This is a genomic window from Herbiconiux sp. SALV-R1, assembly GCF_013113715.1.
Taxonomy (GTDB): Bacteria; Actinomycetota; Actinomycetes; order Actinomycetales; family Microbacteriaceae; genus Herbiconiux.
Map to the genome: position 1 here is coordinate 2,707,038 of NZ_CP053344.1, position 26,063 is coordinate 2,733,100.

Here is a 26,063-nt window from a genome sequence, read left to right on the forward strand (position 1 = left end):
TGTCGCCCTGACTCGAATACCCCCCTCTCGACGCCGCGGGGCGACCACTCCCCCGCGAGCTCATTCCTCGAGGATCGCCGTGCGCGGCACCTCGAGCCAGAGCTGCAGCTCCGCCTCCTCGTCGCCGCTGCCCGGGTCGTTCAGCGCCACGATCGTGACGGCGGTCTCGTCGTCGTGCTGGGCGGTGCGCACGATCACCCGATCGGCGGTGGCGCGGCCGACCTCGCGGGCGATCACCGCCGCCACCCTGCCGAGCTCCCGCCGGTCGAGGTCGTCGATGCCGCCGTCGTCGAGCAGGGTGACCTCCACGCCCCGGCGTCTGGCCTCGCGCACGGCGTGGCGCACCCGGTCGTCGAGCAGCATCCGCCCCCTGATCTCGTCGCGCATGGCCGCCTCGAGGTGCAGGCACTCCCTGCGCTGCTCCTCGTCGAGCTGCCCGCCCGAGGTGACGATCTGACGCAGCATGGGCGCCACCAAGGTGTTCATCTGAGCCAGCCGTACCCGTCGCTCGAAGAACTCCGCCTCTTCTTGGGCATGCCATTCCGCGGCGCGCTGCTCGGCGCGTTCGAACAGGCGGGCGTCGCGGCCGGAGCGGGAGATGGTGACCGTGGTCGCCTGGCCCACGGCGACCCAGATCGGCCCGCCGATGGCGCCGAGGGCCGGAAGCGACAGCGGATCGCGGGTCCAGATGAGCAGCGCCACCAGCATGATGCCGATGCCGCTCCAGGCCACCCAGGGTCGTTGGCGCACCACGGTGATGGTCATGAGGGTGCCCGCCGCCCCGACGATCCAGGTGGCGTAGCCGTTGGCGCGGTCGGGGTCGAGCTGGCCGAGAACCAGGATGAGCCCGACCGCGATCGCCCCGAGGTTGAGCGCGGCGACCGCGGGAGGCATCCGCACCGACCGCGACGGGGCGAGACTCAGCGCGGTGGCGACGGCGTAGAGCGCCATCGCCGCGAGCGACGCCGCGGGGTTCTCGACGAGGTCGAGGGCCGACAGCCCGAGCACGATGTGGAAGGCGGAGAAGGCGGCGGCGAGACCGACGAGCAAGAAGCGGGGAACGGAGATCACGCCGGGCCTTTCTCCCCTGCACCGGCGGAGCTTTCGGCCGACGGGGTCGTCCCGTGGGGCTCGGCCGGCCAGTCGATCACGACGGAGGTGCCCTCGCCCGGCGCCGAGCGCACCTCGGCGCTCCCGCCCACCGACCCCACCCGCTCGCGGATGGAGATGCGCACCCCGAGCCGGTCGGCCGGAACGGCTGCCGGGTCGAAGCCCGCGCCCGTGTCGGCGACCACGACGGTGAAGCCGCCGCCTTCCGCGTGCAGCGAGACCGAGCGCAGCACGCCCGCACCGCCGGCGTGCTGCACGCTGTTCTCGAGCGCCTGCATGGCCGCCGAGTACACGCCCTCCATCACGCGGGCCGGCACGGAGCCGGAGAGCTCGCCCGAGGCGGAGAACGAGATCTCCGGGGTGGAGTCCCGGACGAGGGCGTGCAGCCGCTCGGCCAGCGCGGAAAGGGCGACGGGTGCCCGGCCGTCGCTCTCGGCCTCGGCGCTCTGCAGCGCGACGAGGGCGCGTTCTGCCATCTGCACGCTGCGCATCCGTTCGTCGGCGGTCTCGCTGCGCGCCGCCGCCAGCAAGGTGGAGAGCACCCGGTCGTGGATGACCGTGTCGACCCTGGTGCGCTCGTTCTCGGTGGCGTGCCGCTTCGCCACCTCCGCGTAGGCGGCCATGGCCGTGCGCTGGGCGGCGTCGACGCGGGTCGCCGTCGCGCGCAGCATCGTCACCACGATCACGGCGAACACGCCGAGCAGCAGGGAGTACCCGGCGTCGAGCACGGCGTGCAGCACGTCGGCGCCGCCACCCGCCGGCATCACCCGCAGCACCGCGAACACGACCGGCACGCCGACCGCGTAGACGGCGGCCCAGAGGGTGCTGAACGAGATGGCCGCCGCGACGATCGCGACGATGACGATGTACCAGAGCCAGGGCTGCGTGCCGAGGGCGGCGTCGGGCGAGCGCACGGCGAACGGCCACAGCGCGAGGCAGACCAGGAAGACACCGGCGAGGAGCCCCATCGCCGGCTTCACGCCCCGGTCGAGCAGGGAGCAGACGAGGGCGAGCAGGATCGACCCGAACAGCGCGATGGCGATGCCACGACCCCACTCGGGCTTCAGCGTGTGGGCGGCGTCGTTCAGCACCGGGATGGAGAGCACGGCGAAGACGAAGCCGAACAGGCCCTCCATGCGGGCGAGGGTGCGGTCGATCCGTTCGCGGCTGCGCGGCGGGCCGGTGCGGGGGCCCGGCAGCTCAGTCGGCATGTCCGCGCTCGTCGAGGGCCAGGATGCCGTCTTCGACCGCTCGCCGCAGCAGCTCCACCTTCGACCGGGCGGGCCGCCCCACCTCGACGTACTTCGCCCTGATGCGGTCGAGGTACTCCTTCGCCGTCGACACCTTGATGCCGAGCTTCAGCGCCACCTGCGACAGCGGCAGACCCGAGGCGTAGAGGTGGAGCACGTCGCGCTCGCGCTGCGCCAGCTGGGCCCGCCCGAACTCCGGGTCGGCGTCGATGGCGCTCGCCCATTCCAGGTTGTTGAGCACCTCGCCGCGGGCGAGCGCGCCGATCGCCGAGGTGACCGCGCTGGCCGCCGCCGACTTCGGGATCACCCCGGCCGCCCCGGCGGCGAGCGCCTCCCGCACCAGCACCACGCGGTCGGCGATGCTGTGCACGAGCACGGCGGCTCCGAGCGAGAGCGCGTGCTGCACGTTCTCGGTGACCGTGAAGCCGTCGCCGAGGCTGAGGTCGAGCACGATCACGTCGCAGCGCTCCGAGCCGAGGGCGACCCAGAGCTCGCTCACCGAGGCGCTGGCGGCCACCACCTCGAAGCCGGCGTCGAGGCAGGCGGCCCGCACACCGAGCCGCACCGACTCGTGGTCGTCGACGATCGCGACCCGGACCGGCAGCGCTGCCGGAGCGTCGGTCGTGTTCTCCGCGGTCTCGTGCGGCACGGTCCACCCCTCGTCAAGACCCGTCCAGTCTACGGATGCGCGCTAATCCTTGACGAACCGTCCGACGCTTTCGAGGTGATGGGTGTGCGGGAACAGGTCGAAGGCGCGCAGCGCGTCGAGGCGGTAGCCGCCCTCGGCGAGGTAGGCCGTGTCGCGGGCGAAGGCGACGGGATCGCACGCCACGTAGACGATCTGGGCAGGGGCGAGCCTCGTGAGCGCGCCGGCGACGGCCTTGCCCGCTCCGGTGCGCGGCGGGTCGAGCACGACGGTGGCGGCGCCGAGGCGTCGTCGCTCCTCCGGCCCGGCCGAGCGCTCGAGCTCGGCGAGGTACCGGTCGACCGAGGCCGTCACGGCCTGCGCGCCGATCCACTCGGCGAGGTTCTCCCCGGCGTACTCGGTGGCGAGCGGCTCGCTCTCGACGCTCGTGATCCTGGTGGCCTGACCGAAGCGGTCGCCGAGGGCGGCGGCGAACAGGCCGACTCCCCCGTAGAGGTCGTGGTTGGCGGCCCGCGGGTCGAACAACTCGGGCAGGGTCATGCCCGCGACCGCCTCGGTGAGGGTGCGCGCGGCGTGGCGGTGCACCTGCCAGAAGCCGTTCTCGGCGAGTCTGAACTCGCGCTCGCCGACCCGTTCGACGATGGTGGCGGGTCGTTCCGTGGAAACCGCGGTCATCGACGCATCGGCCGCACCGGAGCGCTGGCGGTCGCCACTCCGGCGACCCTGCCCCCGCCCGGGGCGTCGGGCACTGGGCCGCCCCCGCCGGCCGCCCGTCTTCGACAGCTCCTCCGAGACGCGGCGCACGCGCACCTCGCCGCCGGCGGTCTCGACGAGCTCGAGGGCCGCCGCTCCGTCGACGCTCCGGCCGAGCCCGGCCTCCGCCTCGATGGCCTCGGTCGCGAGCGGCAGGTCGTCGACTTCGACGACGGTGTGCGAGCGCGAGGCGTAGGGCCCGGGCCTGCCGTCGGGGCCGACGTGCAGCCGCAGTCGGGTGCGCCAGCGCAGGCCGTCACCCGCACCGTCGCCCACCGGTTCCACCTCGACGTCGCGCTCGACCCGCCCGAAGCGGCGGAGCGCATCCTGCAGCACCTCGGCCTTGAGGCCGCGCTGCCGGGCGAGGGCGATGTGCCCGAACTCGGCGCCGCCCGCGCGCTGCTCGGGGTCGCGGTCGATCGACGCGGCAGACCAGACGTGCTCGACCCGATCGGGCGAAGCGCTCAGCACCTCCACCGTGTCGGCCCGCCAGAACGACGACTTGCGGTCGACGACGCGGGCGAGCACGCGCTCGCCGGGGAGGGTGTCGGCGACGAAGACGACCCTGCCGTCCAGCCGCGCCACCGAGACTCCGCCGTGGGCTACTGTGTCGATGTCCAGCTCGACGAGCTCGTTCTGACTGTCACTCATCCCCCGAGCATCCCACATGCACGCTTACGGAAGGCGGCCCCCGTGCGCCTGTATCTCGCCTCCACCTCGCCCGCCCGCCTCGCGCTGCTGCGCCAGATCGGCATCGAACCGGTGATCGTGCCCTCGGAGGTCGACGAGGATGCCGCGGTCGCCCGAGCGGTCGCCGAACGGGGCCCGCTCAGCACCTCCGAGATGGTGCAGCAGCTCGCCGAGGCCAAGGCGGAGGCCGTGGTGGGGGCGCTCCCCGGCGGCGAGCCGATCGATGGGTTCATCGTGGGAGGAGACTCCTCGTTCGAGCTCGACGGCGTCTCCTACGGCAAGCCGCACCGGCCCGAGGTGGCGCTCGAGCGCTGGCAGCTGCAGCGCGGCCGCACCGGCGTGCTGCACTCGGGGCACTGGCTCATCGACCATCGCGGGGGCACGCGCCACTCGGCAGCCGGGAAGGTCGACCAGGCGTCGCTCACCTTCGCCGACGACATCACCGACACCGAGCTCGATGCCTACATCGCCTCGGGTGAACCGCTGCTGGTCGCGGGGGCGTTCACCATCGACGGCCTCGCCGCCCCGTTCATCCGGAGCATCACGGGCGCGCCGTCGGCGGTCATCGGCATGTCGCTGCCCGTGCTGCGCGAGCTGCTCGCCGGCTACGGGGTGTCGTGGACCGACTTCTGGGCGGGCGAGCGCCCGTTGTAGATACTGCGCGTGGCCCGCGACGCATTTTTGTGCGTACATGCCAAAGGTGTGATGCAGCCCGGCAATAAGCTTGGGAGTTATGCCGCGTCTTACCAAGGTCCTCATCGCCAATCGTGGCGAGATCGCCGTCCGTGTCATCAGGGCAGCCCGCGACAGCGGGATCGCCTCCGTGGCGGTGTACGCCGACCAGGATCGCGACGCCCTGCACGCCCAGCTCGCCGACGAGGCCTACGCCCTCGACGGCACGACGAGCGCCGAGACCTACCTCGTCATCGACAAGATCCTCTCGGTCGCGCGCCGCTCCGGCGCCGACGCCGTGCACCCGGGCTACGGCTTCCTCGCCGAGAACGCCGACTTCGCCCGCGCCGTCATCGACGCCGGTCTCACCTGGATCGGCCCCTCGCCCGAGGCCATCGAGAAGCTCGGCGACAAAGTCTCGGCCCGGCACATCGCCGAGAAGGTCGGCGCGCCGCTCGCCCCCGGCACCCTCGACCCGGTCTCGGGAGCCTCGGAGGTTCTCGACTTCGTGGCTGAGCACGGACTGCCCGTGGCCATCAAGGCCGCGTTCGGCGGCGGCGGCCGCGGCCTCAAGGTCGCCCGCACGCTCGAAGAGGTGCCCGAGCTGTTCGAGTCGGCCACCCGCGAGGCCATCGCGGCGTTCGGCCGCGGCGAGTGCTTCGTCGAGAAGTACCTCGACCAGCCGCGCCACGTCGAGACCCAGTGCCTCGCCGACGCGTACGGCAACGTCGTGGTGGTCTCCACCCGCGACTGCTCCCTGCAGCGCCGCCACCAGAAGCTCGTCGAGGAGGCGCCCGCGCCCTACCTCACGGCCGAGCAGAACGAGCTGCTCTATTCCGCCTCGAAGGCGATCCTCAAAGAGGTCGGGTACCTCGGGGCGGGCACGTGCGAGTTCCTTATCGGCAAAGACGGCACCGTCTCGTTCCTCGAGGTGAACACGCGACTGCAGGTCGAGCATCCGGTCTCGGAGGAGGTCACGGGCATCGACCTGGTGCGCGAGCAGTTCCGGCTCGCCGAGGGCGGCACGCTCGACTACGACGACCCGGCTCCGCGCGGACACTCGTTCGAGTTCCGCATCAACGGGGAAGACCCGGGTCGCAACTTCCTGCCCTCCCCCGGGCCGATCCACGTGTTCAAGCCGGCCGGCGGCCCCGGCGTGCGCGTCGACTCGGGTGTGCAGGCCGGCGACGTCATCTCCGGCTCCTTCGACTCCCTGCTGGCCAAGCTCGTCGTCACCGGCGCCACCCGCGAAGACGCGCTCGAGCGCGCCCGCCGCGCCCTCGACGAGTTCGAGGTCGCCGGGCTGCCCACCGTGCTGCCCTTCCACCGCGACGTGGTGCGGAACGCGGCCTTCGCCCCCGAAGACGGCGAGCCCTTCTCGGTCTACACGCGGTGGATCGAGAGCGAGTACGACAACCCCGCCGAGCCGTGGAGCGGTTCGCTCGAGGAGACGGCCCCCGCGGCCGAGCGCCGCACCGTGATCGTCGAGGTGGGCGGCAAGCGCGTCGAGGTCGCGCTGCCCGCGCGTCTGCTCGCCGGGTCGCGCTCCGGCGGGAGCGGAGGCGGAAGCGGCTCGGGCTCCCGCGGCGCGACCGGGGGTGCCGCGCCCAAGCGCCGCGGTGCCGTGGCCGCCGGCGTGTCGACGGCCACCGGTGACTCGGTGAAGGCCCCGATGCAGGCCACCGTGGTGAAGCTCGCGGTCGCCGACGGCGACAAGGTCGTCAAGGGCGACCTCGTGCTCGTGCTCGAGGCCATGAAGATGGAGCAGCCCATCACCGCCCACAAAGACGGCACGATCGCCGACATCGCCGCCGTCGTGGGAGCCACCGTGTCGTCGGGGCACGTGCTGCTGAACATCAGCTGACGCGCGCCGCCGCCGGGTGCCGGTGGGCCGACGCTCAACCCTCGACGAGGCGCGCCGCCTCCTGCACGGCGCCGTCGACGAGGTGCACGGTGTGCGCGACGTGGGCGAGCTGCTCGGTGTCGTGCGTCACGACGAGGGTGGCCGTGCCGAGCTCGGCCGTGAGCGACAGCAGCAGCTCCATCACGGCGGTGCCGGTGCGGCTGTCGAGGGCGCTGGTGGGCTCGTCGACGAGCAGGGCCGCGGGATCGTTCATGAGCGCCCGGGCGATGTTCACCCGCTGCCGCTGACCCCCGGAGAGCTGGTGCGGACGCTTGTGGCGGTGAGCCGACAGGCCCACCGAGTCGAGCAGCGCATCCGCTCTCTCCCCCGCGCCCGCCCGGCGACGCCGGCGGCCCCGCTCACCGAGCTCGTTCATCACCAGCAGCTGCTCGCGCGCGGTGAGGGCGGGCAGCAGGTTCGACTGCTGGAACACGATGCCGATGCGGCGACGGCGCAGGCCCGCCGCCTCGCAGGCGGGAAGGCGCGCGGCATCGACCCCGTCGATCAGCACACGGCCGGAGTCGGGCCGGATGAGCGTGGCGGCCACCGCGAGCAGGCTCGATTTGCCCGATCCGCTCGGCCCGGTGATGCCGGTGAGCGTGCCGGGGCGGGCGACGAGGTCGACGTGGTCGACGGCGGTGACGCGGCCGTCGCCGTCGGGGAAGGTGAGGGTGACGTCGTCGAGTTCGATCATCGTGCGCTCCCGAGTGCGGTGAGGGGGTCGGAGGAGGTGACGGTGCGGAGCGCGAAGGCGGCTCCGGCGAGACCCAGCACGGTCATGAGGGCGGCCGGGAGGGCCGTCGTGACCGGGCTGAGGAGGAACGGGAGGGCCTGACCGGCGAGGAGGCCGAAGCCGACGACGGAGAGCGTACCGAGCCCGATGCCGGCGAGGAGCACCACGAGCGCCTGGCCCAGGGCGTCGCGCACGAGCGACGCGGTGCTCGCCCCCAGCGCTTTGAGCACCGCGACATCGGCGGAGCGCTGCATGCCCCAGACGGTGAAGAAGGCGCCCACCACGAGGCCCGAGATGCCGAACAGCAGCGCCACCATGAGCAGCAGCGACCCGATCTCGGAGCGGAAGGCGCTGAGCGCACCGAGCGCGCCCAGGTGCGATTCGGCGACGGTGGAGGTGGCCGACGACACCGCGGTCCAGTCGGGGTCGCCGGAGACGGCGACGACGGTGGCGGTGGCGTCGGGCGATCCGGTGGCCGCGGAGATGGTGCGCCAGTCGTCGAGGGTGACGGTGACGACGGGTGTGTGGCTGTACCACTCGGCGCCCGGGTCGACGCCGCCGGGAGCTACGGTGAGTCGCACGCCGGCGATGTCGACGACGTCGCCGGCGGAGGCGCCGAGGGCGTCGGCCGCGGGTGCCGACAGGAGCACCTGCCCACTGCTGTTCGGCACGGCGAGGTCGTCGCCGGATGGCGCACCGAACACCGCGACCGCCGCGGTGGCGGTGGGCCCGGCGGCGCGTAACTGGGAGATACCGACCGGGGTGGCGGAGCGCACGCCGTCGGCCGCCGACCACTGCGCGAGCTGGTCGGGGCTGATGGCGGAGTCGGCGAAGGCGGGCGAGCCGCCGTCGCCGCTCGGGTCGGCGAAGACGATGCGATCGCCCGGCAGCGCGAGCACGGCCGAGACGTTCTGCACGGCGAGACCGCCGGTGAGCCCGCTGAGGAAGCCGACCAGCACGGTGATGAGCGCGACGACGGATCCGATCAGGGCGAAGCGTCCCTTCGCGAAACGGAGGTCGCGGAGCGCGACGAACATGGGAGTCCTTTCCCGCCACCGGTCGGCGGCACCCTCTCACTCTCCCGGCGAGCGAGCCCGCCGTCGTCGGGCCTGGGGAGGGTCGTGACGGTCCGCGGTGATGGCCCCGACCTCGTCCTTTCGGACGATGACACGGCGGCGTCGCCGCGTAAGATCTCCAGTCATGACCCACCCGCTCACCCCCGTCTTCGTGGGTCTGCGCACCGGTCTGCACCTCGTGTTCGCGGCACTCGTCGCCCTCGTCGTCGCCCGCGCCGTCGTCGTTCCGGGGCCCTCCACGGGGGCCGTCGTGGTCGGCTCCGTGGCGCTCCTCGCGGTCTACGCGGTGGGCGCGCTCGCGACCCGGGGCGGGCCACCGAGAAGACCCCTCGCGCTGCTCTGGTTGCTCACCCTCTCCGTGCTCTGGCTGGTGCTGCTCGCCCTCACGCCCGAGGCGGCCTACCTGGTCTTCCCCCTGTTCTTCCTCTACCTGCACCTGCTCGGCCGCGTCGGCGGGCCGATCGCCGTCGCCGTCGTCACCGCGGTCGCCGTCGTCGCGCTGGCGCTGCACGGCGGCTGGAGCGTGGGCGGGGTCGTCGGGCCCGTCGTCGGCGCCGGGGTCGCGGTGCTCATCGGGCTCGGCTACCGGGCGCTCGCGCGTGAGGCGACGGAGCGCGAGCGGCTGGTCGCCGAGCTGCTCGCGGCACGCGACCGCATCGCGGCCTCCGAACGCGAGTCGGGGGCGCTGGCCGAGCGGGCACGCCTCGCCCGCGACATCCACGACACGGTGGCGCAGGGGCTGTCGAGCATCCAGCTGCTGCTGCACGCCGCCGAGCGCGCCGACCCCGACGGGCCGGGCGTCGAGCACATCAGGCTCGCCCGCGAGACGGCGGCGGCGAACCTCGCCGACACGCGCCGCTTCATCCGCGAACTCACTCCACCCGCGCTCGATGACCAGGGACTCGCCGGCGCCCTCCGCCGGCTGGCCGAGACGCAGTGGGCCGCCGACGGCGTGCGGGTCGAGGTCGTGGCGGCCGAGGGTCTCGAGCTGCCCATGCCCGTGCAGACCGCACTGCTCCGCATCGCCCAGGGGGCCGTCGCGAACATCGTGCAGCACGCCAGGGCGTCGCGAGCCGGCGTCGCCCTGGAGATGTCCGCCGCGGGTGCCGCCCAGGGCGAACGGATGCTGCGCCTCACCGTCACCGACGACGGCGTGGGCTTCGACCCCGACGCCGTGGCGCGCGCCGGCGAAGGCGGCCGCACCGACTCGTTCGGCCTCCGGGCCACCCGCGAGCGCGTGGAGCAGCTGGGCGGCTCCCTGCTGGTCGACTCCGCGCCCGGCGGGGGCACCCGTCTGGTCGTCGAGCTCGCGCTCGACGCCGTCGCCTCGGCCACGAGCGCGGCGCGGAGCGGCGCGTGATCAGGCTCGTGGTGGCCGACGACCACCCCATCGTGCGCGCGGGACTGCTCGCGCTGTTCGCCCAGGAGAGCGACATCGCCGTCGTCGCCGAGGCCGCCACCAGCACGGAGGCGGTGCGTGCCGCCGAGCGCGAGAGCCCTGACGTGGTGCTCATCGACCTGCAGTTCGGGTCACGCGACGCGGGGTCGGGTGCCGACGCGACCCGGCGCATCCGTGCCCTCGATGCGGCGCCGTACGTGCTCGTGCTCACGAACTACGACTCCGACGCCGACATCCTGGGCGCCATCGAGGCGGGCGCCAGCGGTTATCTGCTGAAAGACGCTCCCCCGCACGAGCTGGTCGCCGCGGTGCGTGCGGCCGCCGCCGGGGAGAGCGCGCTCGCGCCGGTCATCGCGTCACGCCTGCTCACCCGCCTGCGCGCTCCTCAGGCGAGCCTCAGCCCGCGCGAGATCGAGGTGCTCGAGCTGGTGGCCGCGGGCCGCACCACCCAGTCGATCGCCGCCGAGCTGTTCCTCGGCGAGACGACGGTGAAGTCGCACCTCGCCCACATCTACACCAAGCTCGGCGTCTCCTCCCGCACGGCCGCCGTCTCCGCGGCGCGCGGCAGGGGCATCCTGCGCTGAAGCGCTAGGTGCCAGGCCGTGAGCCGTGAGGCACCCGCCAGACCCGCCTACAGAACGATGTGCATCGCCCGCGCCGCGTCGGAGATCGACCCCGACAGCGACGGGTACACGGTGAACGCCCGCGACACCTGGTCGACCGTCATGCGGTGCTCCACCGCGAGCGCGATCGGGAAGATCAGCTCCGACGCGTTCGGCGCCACCACGACGCCCCCGATGACGGTGCCCGACCCCGTGCGCGCGAACAGCTTCACGAAGCCGTCCTTGATACCCATCATCTTCGCGCGCGGGTTCGACGACAGCGGCAGCTTGTAGATGTCGCCCTGGGCGATGCCCTCCTCGATCTGGCGCTGCGTCCATCCCACCGTCGCGATCTGCGGCTGGGTGAAGATGTTCGAGGCCACGTTGCGCAGCTCGATCGGGTTCACCGCGTCGCCCATGGCGTGGAACAGCGCGGTGCGCCCCTGCATCGAGGCCACCGAGGCGAGCGGCAGGAAGCTCGTGCAGTCGCCCGCGGCGTAGATGTTCGGCGCACTGGTGCGGGCCACCCGGTTCACCCTGATGTGCCCCGACTCGGTCAGCTGCACGCCGGCCTCCTCGAGCCCCATCCCCTTGGTGTTCGGAATCGAGCCGACCGCCATCAGACAGTGCGACCCCTCCACCTTCGTGCCGTCGGAGAGCGTCGCGACCACCCCGTCGGCGGTGCGCTCCACCGAGTCGGCGCGCGACTTCGAGAGCACCGTCATGCCGTTGCGCTTGAACACGTTCTCGATCACGGCAGCCGCATCCGCGTCTTCGCCCGGCAGCACCTGGTCGCGCGAGGAGATGAGCGTCACCTTCGACCCGAGCGCCGTGTAGGCCGAGGCGAACTCCGCACCCGTCACACCCGATCCCACCACGATGAGGTGCTCGGGAACGGCGGTGAGGTTGTAGAGCTGCGTCCAGGTGAAGATGCGCTCCCCATCGGGCACCGCCGACGACAGGATGCGGGGGCTGGCCCCCACGGAGATGACGATGGTGTCGGCGTCGATGTGCTCGAAGTCGGTGCCGCCCTCGCCCGCACCGGTCGAGACGATCACCGCGTCGGGCCCGTCGAGCCGCCCGTGACCGGTGAGCACTGTGACGCCGGCCCGGATGAGGTTCGCCCGCATGTCTTCCGACTGCTGCCGGGCGAGCCCGAGCAGACGCTTGTTGACCTGGGCCAGGTTCACGGCGACCTCGGGTCGCACGGGCCGCCCGTTCTTCTCGCTGCGGGAGAAGAACTGCACACCGAGGTCGGCGGCCTCACCGATGCCGTTGGTGGCCTCGGCCACCGCGATGAGCGTCTTCGACGGCACCACATCGGTGATCACCGCGGAGCCGCCGACCCCCGACTGCTCGATGAGGGTGACCTCGGCCCCGAGCTGCGCGCCCGCGAGCGCTGCCTCGTAGCCTCCCGGCCCTCCCCCGACGACGGCGACTCGCTGCTTGCGCTCGAACTCATAGGCCATGCACCACATTCTTCCCGGTCGGAGAGAGCCCGCCAAACCACGGGCGAGTGAATAGAGTGGATGAATGTCCTCACCGACCTCGAATCCGCTCGACCTGCCCGACTCCGACCCCTTCGAGGTCGCCCGCGACGCGGCAGCGCGCATCGCCGAACTCAGCGGCGTTCCCCGTCACGACATCGCCCTCACGCTCGGCAGCGGCTGGCGCAAGGCAGCCGACCTCATCGGCGAGACCGTCGCCACTATCCCCGCCTCCGAGGTGGTCGGCTTCAGCGAGCCCGCGGTGCCCGGCCACGTCGGGTCGCTCCGCTCCATCCGGCTGCCGAACGGCAAGCACGCGCTCGTCATCGGCGCCCGCACCCACTACTACGAGGGCCACGGCGTGCGCCGGGTGGTGCACTCGGTGCGCACCGCGGCCGCCACCGGCGCGAAGGTCATGGTGCTCACGAACGGTGCCGGAGGCATCAAGGAGCACTGGAAGCCCGGCACCCCCGTGCTCATCAGCGACCACATCAACCTCACCTTCGACTCCCCGCTCGAGGGCGCGACCTTCATCGACCTCACCGACCTGTACTCCAGCCGCCTGCGTGAGCTCGCCCGCACCGTCGACCCGTCCCTCGACGACGGCGTCTACGTGCAGTTCCGCGGCCCGCAGTACGAGACCCCGGCCGAGGTGCAGATGGCCAAGGCCATCGGCGGGCACATCGTCGGCATGTCGACGGCGCTCGAGGCGATCGCCGCGCGCCAGGCGGGCATGGAGATCATCGGCTTCTCGCTCATCACGAACCTCGCCGCCGGCATCCAGAAGACCCCGCTCAGCCACGCCGAGGTCATCGAGGCGGGCAAGAACGCCGAGGCCGCCATCGGCGACCTCCTCGCGCGGGTGGTCGCGACGCTGTGAGTACCGGCGAGGTCGACGACCGGGGCGACGACCCGAACGACGTGGAGCTGCTCGTCGAGCAGGCCGCGGCCTGGCTCGCCCAAGACCCCGACCCCGAGACCCGCGCCGAGCTCTCCGGGCTGCTGCGCGGGGTGGGGTCGAGCCTTCCCGGGGCCGCCGACGAGCTGCGCTCGCGCTTCGGCTCCCGGCTGGAGTTCGGCACGGCGGGGCTGCGCGGCGAGCTCGCCGCCGGCCCGAACCGCATGAACCGTGTGCTCGTGGGGCAGGCGGCCGCCGGCCTCGCGGCCTATCTGCTCGAGCGCGCGCATCCGGGAACCGCCCCGTCGATCGTCATCGGCTACGACGGTCGCAAGAACTCGCGGGTGTTCGCCACCGACACCGCCGAGATCATGGCGGGCGCCGGCGTGCGCGCCGTGCTGCTGCCGCGACTGCTGCCGACGCCCCTCGTGGCGTTCGCGGTGCGCGATCTCGCCGTCTCGGCGGGCGTGATGGTGACCGCCTCGCACAACCCTCCGCGCGACAACGGCTACAAGGTGTACCTCGGCGGCGCCGACGACGGCTCGCAGATCGTGCCGCCGGCCGACGCGGAGATCGCCGCACACATCCTGCGCGTCGCCGAGACGGGCGACGTGAGCGCGCTTCCGCGCTCCGAGGCCTACGAGATCGCCGGAGAGGACGTGATCGACCGGTACGTGGCGGCCACCGCGGCGGTCGCGAGCGCCTCGGTGTCGCCGGCGGGGAACACGGATGCGCGCCCTGCGACCGCAGGCGCCGCCCCCGGCCCCAAGGTCGTCTACACGGCGATGCACGGCGTCGGCTGGGAGACCTTCTCGCGCGTGCTCGACGCCGCGGGCTTCGCGCAGCCCGAGCTCGTGACCGCCCAGATCGAGCCCGATCCGGCGTTCCCCACCGTCGCGTTCCCCAACCCCGAGGAGCCCGGTACCCTCGACCTCGCCTTCGAGACGGCGCGCGCCGTCGGCGCCGACCTCATCGTGGCGAACGACCCCGACGCCGACCGGCTCGCCATCGCCGTTCCCGACGCCTCGCGCACCGAGGGCTTCCGCGCCCTCACGGGCAACGAGGTGGGGCAGCTGCTCGGGTGGCGGGCGGCGGAGCGGTGGGCGGCCGCGGCTGGGGCTGGTGCGGGCGCCCGCGGGACCCTCGCCTGCTCCATCGTCTCCTCCCCCGGGCTCGGCGCCGTCGCGCGGGCCTACGGTCTCGACTTCGCCGAGACGCTCACCGGGTTCAAGTGGGTCTCCCGTGCATCCGGTCTCGTCTTCGGCTACGAGGAGGCGCTCGGGTACCTCGTCAACCCCGAGACCGTGCGTGACAAAGACGGCATCTCGGCAGCCGTCGCACTGCTCGATCTTGCGCGTGAACTCGCCGCCTCGGGCCGCACCGTCGCCGACCGGCTCGACGAGTTCGCCGAGCGCTTCGGCCACTACGGCTCGGCGCAGATCTCGCTGCGGGTCACCGACCTCGACCAGATCGGGCGGGTCATGCAACGGCTGCGCGACGATCCGCCCGCCGAGATCGGCGGCATCCGAGTCGACCGCATCGACGACCTCAGCCGCGGCGAGGGCGACGTGCCGCCGAGTGACGTGCTGCGGATGCTGCTGCCCGGCGCCCGGGTGATGGTGCGGCCGAGTGGCACCGAGCCGAAGCTCAAGATCTACCTCGACGCGTGGAGCGCGGAGGGCTCGCTGTTCGAGCGCCGCGATGCCGTCGTGGAGCGACTGGCGAGGCTCGAGGGCGGGATGCGCGACCGTATCTCCTGAGAGGGCCACCCTGCGCCCGCTCGCCGGGCGTAACGTCGAGGGTGAACCCGACGCACTGTCGACGACCGACACCACGAGACGGAGCCTTGATGACCACGATCGCAGACACCATCGTCGACATCCTCGACGACGCCGGGGTGAAGAGGGTCTACGGCCTTCCCGGCGACTCGCTGAACGGCTTCACCGACGCCATCCGGCGCGCGGGCACGGTGGAGTGGTCGCACGTGCGGCACGAGGAGGCGGCGGCGTTCGCGGCGGCGGCCGAGGCCGCGCTCACCGGTGAGCTCGCGGTGTGCGCGGGCAGCTGCGGACCGGGCAACCTGCACCTCATCAACGGCCTGTTCGACGCGAACCGCAGTCGCGTGCCCGTGCTCGCCATCGCCGCGCAGATCCCGGCGACCGAGATCGGCACCACCTACTTCCAGGAGACGCACCCGCAGGAGCTGTTCCGCGAGTGCAGCGTCTACACCGAGCTGGTGAGCGTGCCCGAGCAGCTGCCGCGGGTGCTCGAGATCGCGATGCGCACGGCGATCGAGCGGCGGGGTGTCGCGGTCGTGGTCATCCCGGGCGAGATCTTCCTGAAAGTCGAGGTGGGGCGCGAGAAGTCGGCGCCCATCCGCGCCACCCGCAGCATCGTGAGGCCGGTCGACTCCGAGCTGGCGAAGGCCGCCGAGCTGCTGAACGGCTCGAAGAAGGTCACCATCCTCGGCGGCGCCGGCACCGAGGGAGCGCACGACAAGGTGGTCGCGCTGGCCGAGCGGCTGAAGGCGCCCATCGTGCATGCGCTCCGCGGCAAGGAGTTCCTCGAGTACGACAACCCCTACGACGTGGGCATGACCGGGTTGCTGGGTTTCGCATCCGGCTACAAGGCGATGGAGAGCTGCGACACGCTGCTCATGCTCGGCACCGACTTCCCCTACCCGCAGTTCTTCCCGTCGAAGGCGACGATCATCCAGCTCGACCTGCGCGGCGAGCAGATCGGCCGCCGCACCCCCATCGACCTGGCGCTGGTCGGCGATGTGGGCGACACGATCGACGCGCTGCTGCCGCTGCTCGAGGAGACGAAGAGCAGCAGGCACCTCGACGCGGCCCTCAGCCACTACGCCAAGGCGCGCAAGGAGCTCGACGACCTCGCCGACGACGACCGCGACCGCACGCCGATCCACCCGCAGTACGTCGCGCGGCTGGTGAGCGAGCTGGCGACCGACGACGCGGTGTTCATTCCGGATGTGGGTTCACCGGTCGTCTGGGCCGCCCGCTATCTGAAGATGAACGGGTCGCGCCGGCTCATCGGCTCGTTCAGCCACGGCACCATGGCCAACGCGGTGCCGCACGCCATCGGCGCGCAGTCGGCCTTCCCCGAACGGCAGGTGGTGGCGCTCTCGGGCGACGGCGGACTCGCCATGCTCTTCGGCGAGCTGCTCACCCTGCGCCAGAACGGGCTGCCGGTGAAGATCGTCGTGTTCAACAACTCCTCGCTCAACTTCGTCGAACTCGAGATGAAGGCGGCCGGCATCGTGAACTTCGGCACCGGCCTCGACAACCCGAACTTCGCCGACGTGGCGAACGCGCTCGGCATCCACGGCGCGCGCGTCGAGAGGCCCGGCGACCTCGAGGGCGCGCTCCGCGCCGCCTTCGCCCACGACGGGCCCGCGCTCGTCGACGTGGTGACCGCGCGGCAGGAGCTCTCCATCCCACCCACCGTCACGGCGCAGCAGGCCAAGGGCTTCGCGCTCTACGCCATCCGCACCGTGCTCTCCGGCAACGCGAAGGAGCTCGTCGACCTCGCGGAGACGAACGTGGTGCGGCGGGTGCTGCGGTAGAGCGGGCCCGCCCGGGATCTCCGCACGGAGAGCTGTTCGAAAGCGCAAACGTCGCGGCATCCGAGCCCCCTACGAGCCCGGATGACGCGACGTTTGCGCTTTCGAACGCGCTACCGGGCGGTAGCGGGCGCTTGGCGCGAGGCGCCGGGCGCTACCCGAGGGCTTCGTCGAGTTTGGACTCGATCTCGGTCTGGTCGAAGTAGTTGGTGATGACGACGATGTCGGCGTTGGTGCGGCCGATGGAGCCGACGAGTTCGGGCGAGGTCAGGATGACCTGGGCGTCGGCCGCCGCCACGGCGATCCCCGCCACGTCGGAGGCGGTGACGTCGGCATCGATGCCGAGCCGGTCGAGGGCGCGCACGGCGTTCACCCGCAAGATCTCCGAGGTGCCGATTCCTGCTCCGCAGAGCGCCACGATCTTCATCGGCTCAGGATAGTTCAGCGCCGGCCGTCGCGCCGAGCAGCCGCCGCACCTCGGTGGGCGTCTCGGCAGCGGCGAGCGCCGGCACCACCGACTCGTCGTTGAACACGTTCGCGAGCGCCGCGACCGAGGCGACGTGCTGGTCGGCCTCGGTGGCGGCGAGCCCGATCACCACCGACACCGGGTCGTTGTGCGCGTGCCCGAAAGCGACCGGCTCGTCGAGGGTCACGAGTGCCAGACCCGCCGACAGTACGTCGGGCCCCGGCCGCGCGTGCGCCAGGGCGAGCCCGGGTGCGATGACGATGTAGGGGCCGTACTCCTCGACCAGCGCGATCATCCGCTCGCCGTAGCCTTCCTCGCAGCGCCCGTCGGCCTGGAGCGCCTCGGCCGCCGCGAGCACCGCTCCCCGCCAGTCCGCGACGGTGCGGTGGAGGGCGATGGCGTGATCGGAGAGATCGTGCAGGGGTTCGATCGAGGAAGCCATGATCTGGAGAGTATCTCAGCCCCGCCCGACCGAAAGCGGGGAGTTCGCTGCGGATGCCTTCTGGATGCGCAGGCCCGCCTCGCGCAGAGCGCCGAGCACCTCGGGCGCGGCCTCGATGCGGTAGTCGAGCTCGTCGGGAATCCAGGCGAGCCAGCTCAGCAACTGGGCCGCCGTGTCGCCGTGGATCGGCCAGACGCTCGACACCGCCGCCCCGTCAGGGCCCGCTTCCGCGTCGTCGGCGTACCCGTCGAACCGCTGCTTGAGCTCGTCGACACCGATCGCGAAGTGCACCCCGGCGACGACCTTGCGCCGCAGCGCCGCGTGCGCCTCTCTCACGAACTGGGCGGCGTCGGCAGCGGGGAGCATCCGCTCGGGGAACGAGACCCGGGTGGCGAACAGCTTCGACATGCGATCGACGCGGAAGGTGCGCCAGGCGTCGCGCTGCACGTCCCAGCAGACGAGGAACCAGGTGCGCGGGGTGGGCACGAGGTTCTGCGGCTCGACCAGCCGGTCGCTCTCGGTGCCGTCGGCGGCCACGTAGTGGAAGCGGATGCGCTCCCGGTCGCGGCAGGCGAGCGCCAACTGCCCGATGAGGTCGTGCGAGACCGGGTCGGGCCCGGGTCGGCGCGAGGTCGGAGCGCCCTCACCCGGGCGTTGCGGCTGCACCGAGCTGAGCGCGTTCACCCGGCGGCGCAAAGCGCTCGGCAGCACCTGTTCGAGCTTCGCGAGCGCGGTGAGAGTGGTGTTCTCGGCGTCGGCGAGACCCCCGGTGGCGGCGACGCGCAGGGCGATGGCAAGGGTCACGGCCTCCTCGTCGGTGAGCAGCAGCGGCGGCAGCTGCGACCCCGCCTCGAGCCGGTAGCCGCCCGCGACACCCCTGGTCGCGTCGACCTGGTAGCCGAGCTCGCGAAGCCGCTCGATGTCGCGGCGCAGTGTGCGCTCGGTCACCCCGAGCCGATCGGCGAGCTCGCCACCGCGCCATTGCCGGTGCGTCTGCAGCAGATTGAGCAGCGACAGGATGCGCGAGGTGGTTTCGGCCATGTTCCTATTCTGCTTCGTATTCAGGACAAGAACTGACCTGATGGGTTCCTACCGTGGGGGCATGACCTCACACGACACCGACCTCTCCCCCGACGCGGTCATCTCGGCCCGCGCCCTCACGAAGCGCTTCCTGGTGAAACGCACCCCCGTCGACGCCGTCACGGGGCTCGACCTCGACGTGGCCCAGAGCGAGCTCGTCGCCTTCCTCGGCCCGAACGGGGCGGGCAAGTCGACCAGTCTCCGGATGCTCACCACACTCCTTCCTCCCACCAGCGGCCGGGCGAGGGTGGCCGGGCACGACATCGCCACCGAGCCCGCGGCCGTGCGGCGACGCATCGGCTACATCGGCCAGGGCACGAGCGGCGGGCACAACCAGCGGGTGCGCGACGAGCTGCTCTCACAGGGCGCGTTCTACGGTCTGCCCTCGCGCGAGGCCGCCCGTCGGGCCGACAGTCTGCTCGAGTCGCTCGACCTGGCACCGCTCGCCAAGCGGCCTGTATCGGGGCTGTCGGGCGGTCAGAAGCGGAGGCTCGACATCGCGCTCGGCCTCATCCACTCGCCCGCCCTGCTGTTCCTCGACGAGCCCTCCACCGGGCTCGACCCGCAGAGCCGGGCGAACCTGTGGGAGCACATCCGGGAGCTGCGCGAGCAGCACGGCACCACGGTGTTCGTCACCACCCACTACCTCGAGGAGGCCGACCAGTACGCCGAGCGGGTGCTGGTGATGGACCAGGGGAGGGTGATCGCCGACGCCGACGCGGCGACGCTCAAGGCGGAGCTGGCGGGGGATGTGCTGCGGGTGCGGGTGGAGGGGGCGGGGTCGGGTTCCGGCTCGGCGGGGTTGGGCTCGGCGAGGGCGGGGTCGGGCTCGGTGGGTTCGGCGGGGGCGGGCTCTGGCGGGGTGGGTTCTGGCTCGGCGGCGTTGCGGGAGCTCACGCTGGGGGCGGCCGGCCCCGTGGTGGGCGAGCGGGCGCTGGCGGCGGCGAGCGGCTCGGATGACTGGTTCGAATTCGTCGTCGACGGCGGCGACCGTGTCGCTCCCGAGCTCGTGCGCCGCCTCGATCAGCACGGTCTCCGGGTCACGGCACTCACCCTCCGGCAGCCCACCCTCGACGACGTCTTCCTCGCGCTCACCGGGCGTTCGCTGCGCGACAGCGACTCCTCCACAACCACCGCTCCCGAGACGGCTCTCCCCAACTCGGACTCCACCTCTGGCGCCCCGCAGCCGCACGACGAAAGGATCTCCCTGTGACCACCGCCCTCTCCCCCACGGCCGCCCTTCCCACGGCCCGGCCCACCTCGTTCGCCCGCGACGTGGGCAACGTCTTCGTGCGCGAGCTCCGACCCGTGGTGCGCGACCCGTTCTCGCTGGTGTTCAGCCTGCTGCAGCCGCTGGTGTTCCTCGGGCTGTTCGGGCCGCTCCTCGTAGCGAGTTCGGGTGAGCCTGCTGCTGCCACGCTGCAGTGGTTCGTTCCGGGCATCCTCGTCATGATCGCCCTGTTCGGCACCGGCACCACCGGCGCGAACCTGTTGTTCGAGATGCAGACGGGCTCTCACGAGCGCACCCTCGTGGCACCGCTGCGGCGCTCGTCGCTGCTCATCGGCCGCGCCCTCAAGGAGATGGCGCCCATCGTCGTGCAGGCGGGTGTCATCGCACTCGTCAGCGTGCCGTTCGGGTTCTCGGTGAACCCGCTGGGCATGCTCGTCGGCTTGGTGCTGCTCGGGCTCTTCGGCCTCGGCTTCGGGTCGCTCAGCTACGCGCTCGCCCTGGCGAGCCGCTCCCGCGACTGGATGTTCTGGGCGGTGCAGCAGGCGACCCTGTTCCCGCTCATGATCCTGTCGGGCATGTTGCTGCCCCTCGAGGGCGGACCCGAGTGGATGAAGGTGGCCGCGGCCTTCAACCCGGTCAGCTACGTCGTCTCGGCCGAACGCGCGCTGTTCGCGGGAGACCTCGGTTCTCCCGCGGTGTTCGGCGGGTTCGCCGCGGCAGTCGTGCTGGCCGGCATCGGGCTGGCGGTCGGCATCCGCACCATCCGCGTGGCGCGCTGAGCTGCGCGCCACCTCCACTCAGCACCCTCAGAACCGCAACACCCTCAGAAAGGACCACATCATGATTGACAACTGGAAGATCGAGCTCATCGCGTTCCCCGTCACCGACATCGACCGGGCGAAGGCGTTCTACGTCGACCAGCTCGGCTTCGTCTGCGACCACGACGCCACGCCGAACGACGACATCCGCTTCGTACAGCTCACCCCGCCCGGCTCGGCGTGCTCCATCGCCATCGGCAAGGGCGTCTCCACGATGGAGCCCGGGAGCCTCAACGCCGTGCAGATCGTGGTGCCGAGCGCCGCCGACGCGTACACGCACCTCCGCGAGAACGGCGTCGAGTGCAGTGAGGTCGTTGACGAGGGCTGGGGCCTGTTCGTGTACTTCAGCGACCCTGACGGCAACAAGTGGGCTCTCCAGGAGCTGCCCGACTACGCGACCCAGAGTTAAGGCCGGGCGGCGGGCGGCGGGCGGCGTGCCGTGCGGCATCGCACGCCGCCCGTTGCTCAGTGCCGCGTCAGAGGCCGGCGTCCTCGAAGCCGTCGGAGATGGCGTCGGCGAGGTCTTCACGGTCTTCGACCGGGAGGAAGGTCGCCGCGGCGGCGTTCAGCTGGAACACCTCGAGGTCGCTCAGGTCGTACCCGAAGGCGTCGGTGAGCAGCGCGAGCTCGCGGCTCACGGTCGTGTTGCTCATGAGCCGGTTGTCGGGGTTCACCGTCACCTGGAAGCCGAGCTGGTAGAGCAGGTCGAAGGGGTGGTCGGTGATGTCCTCACCCCACTCCGCGATGGCACCGGTCTGCAGGTTCGACGAGGGCGACAGCTCGAGCGTGATCTCGCGGTCTTTCACCCACTCGGCGAGCAGCCCCAGCGACACGTAGGTGTTGTCGTCGTCCTGGCGCTCGATCTCGATGTCCTCGGCGATGCGCACACCGTGCCCGAGCCGCAGCGCTCGACCGTCGAAGAGAGCACCGCGGATGCTCTCCAGCCCGTCGGCCTCCCCCGCGTGCACCGTCACCGGGAAGTAGTTCTGAGCAAGGTAGTCGAACGCCGCGATCTGGTTCTTCGGCGGGAACCCCAGCTCGGCGCCCGCGATGTCGAAGCCGACCACCCCGTTGTCACGGTGGCGCACCGCGAGCTCGGCGATCTCGAGCCCCCGGTTCGCGTGGCGCATGGCGGTCACCAGCTGCCCCACCCGGATGGTGCGCCCTGCCGCACGGGCGTCGTCGGTGCCGAGCTCGATGCCCTCCTGCACGGCTTCGACGACCTCGTCGAGGCTGAGGCCGCGGGTGAGGTGCTGCTCGGGCGCCCAGCGCACTTCGCCGTAGATGACGCCGTCGGCGACGAGGTCGTTCACGAACTCGCGCGCCACCCGCACGAGACCCTCCTGGGTCTGCATCACGCCGAGGGTCACGTCGAAGGTCGCCAGATAGGTCGGGAGGTTGCCGGAGTCGGCGCTGTCTTCGAACCACTCGGCGAGCTCGGTAGCATCGGTGGTGGGCAGCGCGAAGCCGATGGCGTCGGCGAGCTCGATGATCGTGCCCGACCGGAGACCCCCGTCGAGGTGGTCGTGGAGGGAGACCTTGGGGAGGGAGGTGAAGCTGATGCCCGTGCCCGGGACGAGGAGTTCCTCTGATGCGGCAGTCATGGCTCCAGCCTAGGGTGTCGGCATCGGCGTGTCCCGGGGGTTAGCATGTGACATCTGTCGAACACCCCGCCGACGAGAGCGACCCCGATGACCCTGCCCGAGCACCTCGACCCCGTGCCGCCCACCCGACGCCGCGGGCGCGTGCTCGGCACCGTGGTGGCGTCCGTCGCGGGCGGCGCGCTCGTCGCCGTGCTGGCGTTCTGGGGACTCACGGCGCTCGTCGGGCTCCGGCACGACGCCGCGCTGTTCGGTGCCGCGTTCGCGACCACCGAGCACGACGAGGCGGTCGCCGCCCACCAGGCACGGATGCGCAGCCTCGACGGCGTCGCGGCCCGACTCGACGAGGTGGTCGGGCTCCCCCAGTTCACCGACGACGGGTCGCCCGAGGCGACGACGTTGGCCGGACTGGTCGCGACGCTCGACGAGACCACAGCTGCCCCGGCCCCGGCTTCGGAACCGGACTCGGAAGCCGCCGCCCCCGCCGTCGAGCAGGGCTACCGGCCCCCGTGGGAGCTGCTCGCCGACGCCGAGGCGCTCGACCGTGAGGCCGAGTCCGTGCTGGCCGACCGCTCCGAGCTCGTGACGCTCACCGAGGAGGGAGCGACCCTCGACGACGAGCTGCGCGCTGCCGAAGACGCCTACTGGGAGTCTCTCGCGGTGAGGGCGGAGACCGGCATCGCCGAGCATCCGCTCTCCACCAAGGCGACCCAGGTCGCCGTCACCCGCCTGATCGAGCAGGCTCGCGACCGCAGTTCGGCCGACGGGCACGATGCGTCACTCGTCACGCAGGTCTACGCCGGACTCCAGGCGCTGGCCGACTCGCAGGCGACGGAGCAGGCCGAGCTCGACGACCCCGCCCTCGCCACGCGCCGCGAGATCGAGGCCTATGCGCGCTCGCTCAGCAACGGCATCACCCTCGACTTCGTCTGGGCTCCCGAGGTGAACGGCCGCGGGGAGGGCTGGCTCTCGGGCACGGCGCAGACCTGGGACAGCGACGGCGGCTGGGCGATCATCACCCTCAACTACGGCATCGAGGAAGAGTGGGGTTACGACGAGAACCCGCGCGCTCTCGTGGCACACGAGGTGGGCCACACCCAGGTGTTCCGCGACGCGTGCTGGCCGCTGTTCTCGGGCCCGGCGTTCGGCCAAGACGACGAGATGTGGGCGACGGCCTGGTCGATCAGCCAGGGCTTCGACCTCCCCGGCTCCGGCATCGAGGCCTACGGCCGCCCCACCGACGACCAGATCGCCGTCGCCGCCCAGTGCCGCTGACCCGCCCCGCTGGCTGGAGCCGGCGCGTGCCGCGCGGCACGGCGCGCGGTGGTCGGGTGGCGCGGCGCGCGGTCGTCGGTCATCGCAGTCATCGCGATCATCGCGTAGCGGCGCGCGATCGACGCGCGCCCGTCGGTGCGTCGTCGCGCGGCGCGCAGCCTGCGCGAAGCGGCACCATCACCACCCGTCACACAATCCCCGCGAAGCGGCACCATCACCGCACAGCACACAAAACCCGCGAAGCGGCACCATCACCGCACAGCACGCAACCCCGGCAAGGCGGCACGATCACCACGCGGCACACAATCCCGGCAAGGCGGCACGATCACCGCACAGCACGCCATCGTCGCGGCACGGCGCGCAGTTGTCACGGGGCGGAGCGCGCCGGGGGGCCTCAGAAGCCCAGGTTGGCGCTGATCTCGTCGGCGGTCTCGCGGGCCGCGTCGACGACGCGCTCGCGAGGGATCGCACTGTAGCTCGTCGACACGTAGGGCACGGTGAGCGCCGCGAGGGCCCGCCCGTCGCGGTTCACGATCGGGAGGACGAGGTCGGTGATCGAGGGCTGCACGGGGTCGGCCCGCTCGAGGTAGCCGAGCTCGCGGATGCGCGCGGCAGCTACGGAGTCGACCGCCTCGGGCGCAGCATCCGGGTACGCACCGAAAGCGCTGAGCACCGCCCCGGTGGCCGTTGAGACGAGCGAGAACTCGGCGCCCACCCGCACCCGGAACCCGAAGTCGGCAGGGCTCTCGGCCTGCGCCACCACGCGCAGCCGATCGACGTCGACCACGCTGAGGTTGCACGACTGGCCCACCGCATCGGCGAGCCGGCGCATCGGCCCGGCCGCGGCGGCCACGAGGGTGCGCGTCGGCTCCTGGCGATGGACGAGGTCGAACAGGCGCATCGAGAGCGAGTAGAGGCCCGTCTGCCGATCGCGCGCCAGGTAGCCCCGGCGTTCGAGGGTGGTCAGCACCCTGAAGATCTGGCTCGGCGAGCGTTCGACCGCCTGGGCGATCTCGAGCTGGCTGAGGCCGCTCTCCCGGCCGGCGAGCACCTCGATGATGTCGAGGGCCTTCTCGAGGGCCGGAACGGCGTACTCAGGGGGCATTCGTCGTTACTCCGACGCGTTCATCGCGGTGAGCATGCGTCGAGCGATGGTGCGGTCGATGTCGTCGGGAACCGGCTGGGCGCCCGGCGTCAGCGAGTCGGCGGCCGTGGCTACGCGCTCGAGCGAGAGCGTCTGCAGCAGGAAACCGAGGTCCATCGACTCGAGGGAGTTGCCCTTCGGCTCGCGACCGGCGAGGTTGAACATCCGCCCGCCGGCGAGGAGGATGACGTGCCGCCCGTCGGGCAGCTCGATGCGCTCGATGGCCTCGACGATCTCCCGGCTGCCGGTGGCCGCAGCACGCAGGCCCGCGACGTCGATCTCCCAGGGGAAGTGCCCGCAGTTGGCGAGAACCGCGCCGTCGCGCATCCGTTCGATCATCTCCAGGGTGAGCACGCCGGGGTGGCCGGTCGCGGTGATGAAGACGTCGCCCCACGGGGCGAGGTCGACCCCGCTCGACACCCGGAATCCGTCGAGGGCCGCTTCGAAGGCCTTCAGCTCGTCGACCTCGACCACGGCCACCTTGCCGCCGAGCGCGCGGAGGTAGTGGGCGACGCCGCGGCCGCACCAGCCGTAGCCGAAGACGACGAAGCGGCGGCCGGGCACCATGAGGTTGGTGATGCGCATGAAGCTCTCCACCACCGACTGACCGACGGCGTGCTTGTTCTCGCCGATCGCCTTGAGCAGGCTGTCGTTGATCACGACCATGGGGAACGGCACGGCCCCGGCGAGCTCGCCGCGCAGTCGGTCGCCGCCCGAGGTGGTCTCCTCGGTGCCGCCCAGGATGCTCGCGGTGACCCTACGCGCGACCACACCGGCAGCCAGGTCGCCGCCGTTGTCGAGCAGCATGTCGGGGCGGGCGTCGAGCACCCGGGCGACGTTGGCGTGATGCTCGTCGAGGCTGTCGTCGCGGCGGCCGAACAGCGTCATGCCCTCCCGCGTGAGGTAGTCGACCACGTCGTCTTGGGTCGAGCCGTGGTTGCCGGTGCCCACGACCTCGGCTCCACCCGCGGCGAGGGTCTCGAGCAGCACCGCCGTCTTCGGTTCGAGGTGCAGCGACATGCCGATACGGCGCCCCTCGAAGGGCCGGCTGACGGCGAGCTCGGCGCGCGCCTGGGCGAGGAGGGGCATGCGGGAGCGGATCCACTCCACGCGGGCGGCGCCCCTGGCGGCGGATTCGGACTCGGTCGGTGCGGCGGTGCTCATGACGATGATGATACACAGATGAACATCGATTTCATATATGCTC

24 protein-coding genes are annotated in these 26,063 nt (G+C 71.9%); 11 read left to right on the forward strand and 13 right to left on the reverse strand.

What is annotated here, in order from left to right:
- Positions 1–60: 60 nt before the first annotated feature.
- The 4 genes from HL652_RS13035 to HL652_RS22055 are packed head-to-tail and all read right to left on the reverse strand — an operon-like array spanning position 61 to position 3,273.
- Complete coding sequence (locus HL652_RS13035) at positions 61–1,071, reverse strand: hypothetical protein (protein ID WP_171705719.1); 1,011 nt, start codon at positions 1,069–1,071, stop codon at positions 61–63.
- Entirely contained in the window at positions 1,068–2,321 is a 1,254-nt protein-coding gene (locus HL652_RS13040; protein ID WP_171705720.1) for a sensor histidine kinase, read from the reverse strand. The genes HL652_RS13035 and HL652_RS13040 overlap by 4 nt, the downstream gene beginning before the upstream one ends.
- Positions 2,311–3,009 (reverse strand): response regulator transcription factor, encoded by a 699-nt coding sequence (locus tag HL652_RS13045; RefSeq protein WP_171705721.1) that lies wholly within the window; start codon positions 3,007–3,009, stop codon positions 2,311–2,313. The genes HL652_RS13040 and HL652_RS13045 overlap by 11 nt, the downstream gene beginning before the upstream one ends.
- A 42-nt stretch (positions 3,010–3,051) precedes the next feature.
- On the reverse strand, positions 3,052–3,273 hold the full coding sequence (locus HL652_RS22055) for a 23S rRNA methyltransferase (RefSeq protein WP_371743643.1): 222 nt from the start codon (positions 3,271–3,273) through the stop codon (positions 3,052–3,054).
- Positions 3,274–4,452: 1,179 nt separating this feature from the next.
- Here HL652_RS22055 and HL652_RS13055 point away from each other — a divergent pair.
- Positions 4,453–5,103 carry a Maf family protein gene (locus HL652_RS13055; RefSeq protein WP_171705723.1) on the forward strand — a complete coding sequence of 217 codons (651 nt, stop codon included), beginning with the start codon at positions 4,453–4,455 and terminating at the stop codon, positions 5,101–5,103.
- A gap of 79 nt (positions 5,104–5,182) precedes the next feature.
- Positions 5,183–6,985 carry an acetyl/propionyl/methylcrotonyl-CoA carboxylase subunit alpha gene (locus tag HL652_RS13060; protein ID WP_171705724.1) on the forward strand — a complete coding sequence of 601 codons (1,803 nt, stop codon included), beginning with the start codon at positions 5,183–5,185 and terminating at the stop codon, positions 6,983–6,985.
- Between the two features lie 34 nt (positions 6,986–7,019).
- Here the strand turns inward: HL652_RS13060 and HL652_RS13065 are convergent, their stop codons facing one another.
- The gene (locus HL652_RS13065) at positions 7,020–7,718 is read right to left on the reverse strand and encodes an ABC transporter ATP-binding protein (protein WP_171705725.1); all 699 of its coding nucleotides are present in this window, start codon (positions 7,716–7,718) and stop codon (positions 7,020–7,022) included.
- The gene (locus HL652_RS13070; RefSeq protein WP_171705726.1) at positions 7,715–8,794 is read right to left on the reverse strand and encodes an ABC transporter permease; all 1,080 of its coding nucleotides are present in this window, start codon (positions 8,792–8,794) and stop codon (positions 7,715–7,717) included. The genes HL652_RS13065 and HL652_RS13070 overlap by 4 nt, the downstream gene beginning before the upstream one ends.
- A 163-nt stretch (positions 8,795–8,957) precedes the next feature.
- Here HL652_RS13070 and HL652_RS13075 point away from each other — a divergent pair, with 163 nt between their 5' ends.
- Positions 8,958–10,193: a sensor histidine kinase gene (locus tag HL652_RS13075; protein ID WP_171705727.1), complete on the forward strand. Its 1,236-nt coding sequence runs from the start codon at positions 8,958–8,960 to the stop codon at positions 10,191–10,193.
- On the forward strand, positions 10,190–10,816 hold the full coding sequence (locus HL652_RS13080; RefSeq protein WP_171705728.1) for a response regulator: 627 nt from the start codon (positions 10,190–10,192) through the stop codon (positions 10,814–10,816). The genes HL652_RS13075 and HL652_RS13080 overlap by 4 nt, the downstream gene beginning before the upstream one ends.
- A 47-nt stretch (positions 10,817–10,863) precedes the next feature.
- On the opposite strand, the gene HL652_RS13085 is transcribed toward HL652_RS13080, so the two are convergent.
- The gene (locus HL652_RS13085) at positions 10,864–12,303 is read right to left on the reverse strand and encodes an NAD(P)H-quinone dehydrogenase (protein WP_171705729.1); all 1,440 of its coding nucleotides are present in this window, start codon (positions 12,301–12,303) and stop codon (positions 10,864–10,866) included.
- Positions 12,304–12,367: 64 nt separating this feature from the next.
- Here HL652_RS13085 and HL652_RS13090 point away from each other — a divergent pair, with 64 nt between their 5' ends.
- From HL652_RS13090 to poxB, 3 genes are all read left to right on the forward strand, one after another.
- On the forward strand, positions 12,368–13,201 hold the full coding sequence (locus HL652_RS13090) for a purine-nucleoside phosphorylase (RefSeq protein ID WP_171705730.1): 834 nt from the start codon (positions 12,368–12,370) through the stop codon (positions 13,199–13,201).
- Entirely contained in the window at positions 13,198–14,979 is a 1,782-nt protein-coding gene (locus HL652_RS13095; RefSeq protein WP_253743257.1) for a phospho-sugar mutase, read from the forward strand. The genes HL652_RS13090 and HL652_RS13095 overlap by 4 nt, the downstream gene beginning before the upstream one ends.
- 89 nt (positions 14,980–15,068) lie before the next feature.
- Complete coding sequence (poxB, locus tag HL652_RS13100; RefSeq protein ID WP_216603892.1) at positions 15,069–16,802, forward strand: ubiquinone-dependent pyruvate dehydrogenase; 1,734 nt, start codon at positions 15,069–15,071, stop codon at positions 16,800–16,802.
- A gap of 151 nt (positions 16,803–16,953) precedes the next feature.
- On the opposite strand, the gene HL652_RS13105 is transcribed toward poxB, so the two are convergent.
- From HL652_RS13105 to HL652_RS13115, 3 genes are read right to left on the reverse strand one after another with little or no spacing between them, the layout of a single operon-like run.
- Positions 16,954–17,226 (reverse strand): PTS sugar transporter subunit IIB, encoded by a 273-nt coding sequence (locus tag HL652_RS13105; RefSeq protein ID WP_171705732.1) that lies wholly within the window; start codon positions 17,224–17,226, stop codon positions 16,954–16,956.
- Between the two features lie 4 nt (positions 17,227–17,230).
- Complete coding sequence (locus HL652_RS13110) at positions 17,231–17,707, reverse strand: PTS sugar transporter subunit IIA (protein WP_171705733.1); 477 nt, start codon at positions 17,705–17,707, stop codon at positions 17,231–17,233.
- Positions 17,708–17,722: 15 nt separating this feature from the next.
- Positions 17,723–18,748, reverse strand: coding sequence for a helix-turn-helix transcriptional regulator (locus tag HL652_RS13115; RefSeq protein WP_171705734.1), 1,026 nt, complete (start codon positions 18,746–18,748; stop codon positions 17,723–17,725).
- Positions 18,749–18,809: 61 nt separating this feature from the next.
- Between HL652_RS13115 and HL652_RS13120 the strand changes: the two genes are divergently transcribed.
- The 3 genes from HL652_RS13120 to HL652_RS13130 all read left to right on the forward strand — a co-directional run bounded on the left by HL652_RS13120 (position 18,810) and on the right by HL652_RS13130 (position 21,245).
- Entirely contained in the window at positions 18,810–20,000 is a 1,191-nt protein-coding gene (locus tag HL652_RS13120; RefSeq protein WP_171705735.1) for an ABC transporter ATP-binding protein, read from the forward strand.
- Positions 19,997–20,797, forward strand: coding sequence for an ABC transporter permease (locus tag HL652_RS13125; protein ID WP_171705736.1), 801 nt, complete (start codon positions 19,997–19,999; stop codon positions 20,795–20,797). The genes HL652_RS13120 and HL652_RS13125 overlap by 4 nt, the downstream gene beginning before the upstream one ends.
- A gap of 61 nt (positions 20,798–20,858) precedes the next feature.
- A complete protein-coding gene (locus HL652_RS13130; protein ID WP_171705737.1) occupies positions 20,859–21,245 on the forward strand; it encodes a VOC family protein in 387 nt (128 codons plus the stop codon).
- A gap of 67 nt (positions 21,246–21,312) precedes the next feature.
- Here HL652_RS13130 and HL652_RS13135 read toward each other — a convergent pair whose 3' ends face one another.
- Entirely contained in the window at positions 21,313–22,440 is a 1,128-nt protein-coding gene (locus tag HL652_RS13135; RefSeq protein ID WP_171705738.1) for an adenosine deaminase, read from the reverse strand.
- Positions 22,441–22,527: 87 nt separating this feature from the next.
- On the opposite strand from HL652_RS13135, the gene HL652_RS13140 reads away from it, so the two are divergent.
- Positions 22,528–23,712: a hypothetical protein gene (locus HL652_RS13140; RefSeq protein WP_171705739.1), complete on the forward strand. Its 1,185-nt coding sequence runs from the start codon at positions 22,528–22,530 to the stop codon at positions 23,710–23,712.
- A gap of 394 nt (positions 23,713–24,106) precedes the next feature.
- Here the strand turns inward: HL652_RS13140 and HL652_RS13145 are convergent, their stop codons facing one another.
- Together HL652_RS13145 and HL652_RS13150 are read right to left on the reverse strand one after the other, a co-directional pair.
- A complete protein-coding gene (locus HL652_RS13145) occupies positions 24,107–24,817 on the reverse strand; it encodes an IclR family transcriptional regulator (protein WP_171705740.1) in 711 nt (236 codons plus the stop codon).
- A gap of 6 nt (positions 24,818–24,823) precedes the next feature.
- Positions 24,824–26,020, reverse strand: a complete 1,197-nt coding sequence (locus tag HL652_RS13150) for an adenosylhomocysteinase (protein WP_171705741.1) — start codon at positions 26,018–26,020, stop codon at positions 24,824–24,826.
- Positions 26,021–26,063: the final 43 nt, after the last annotated feature.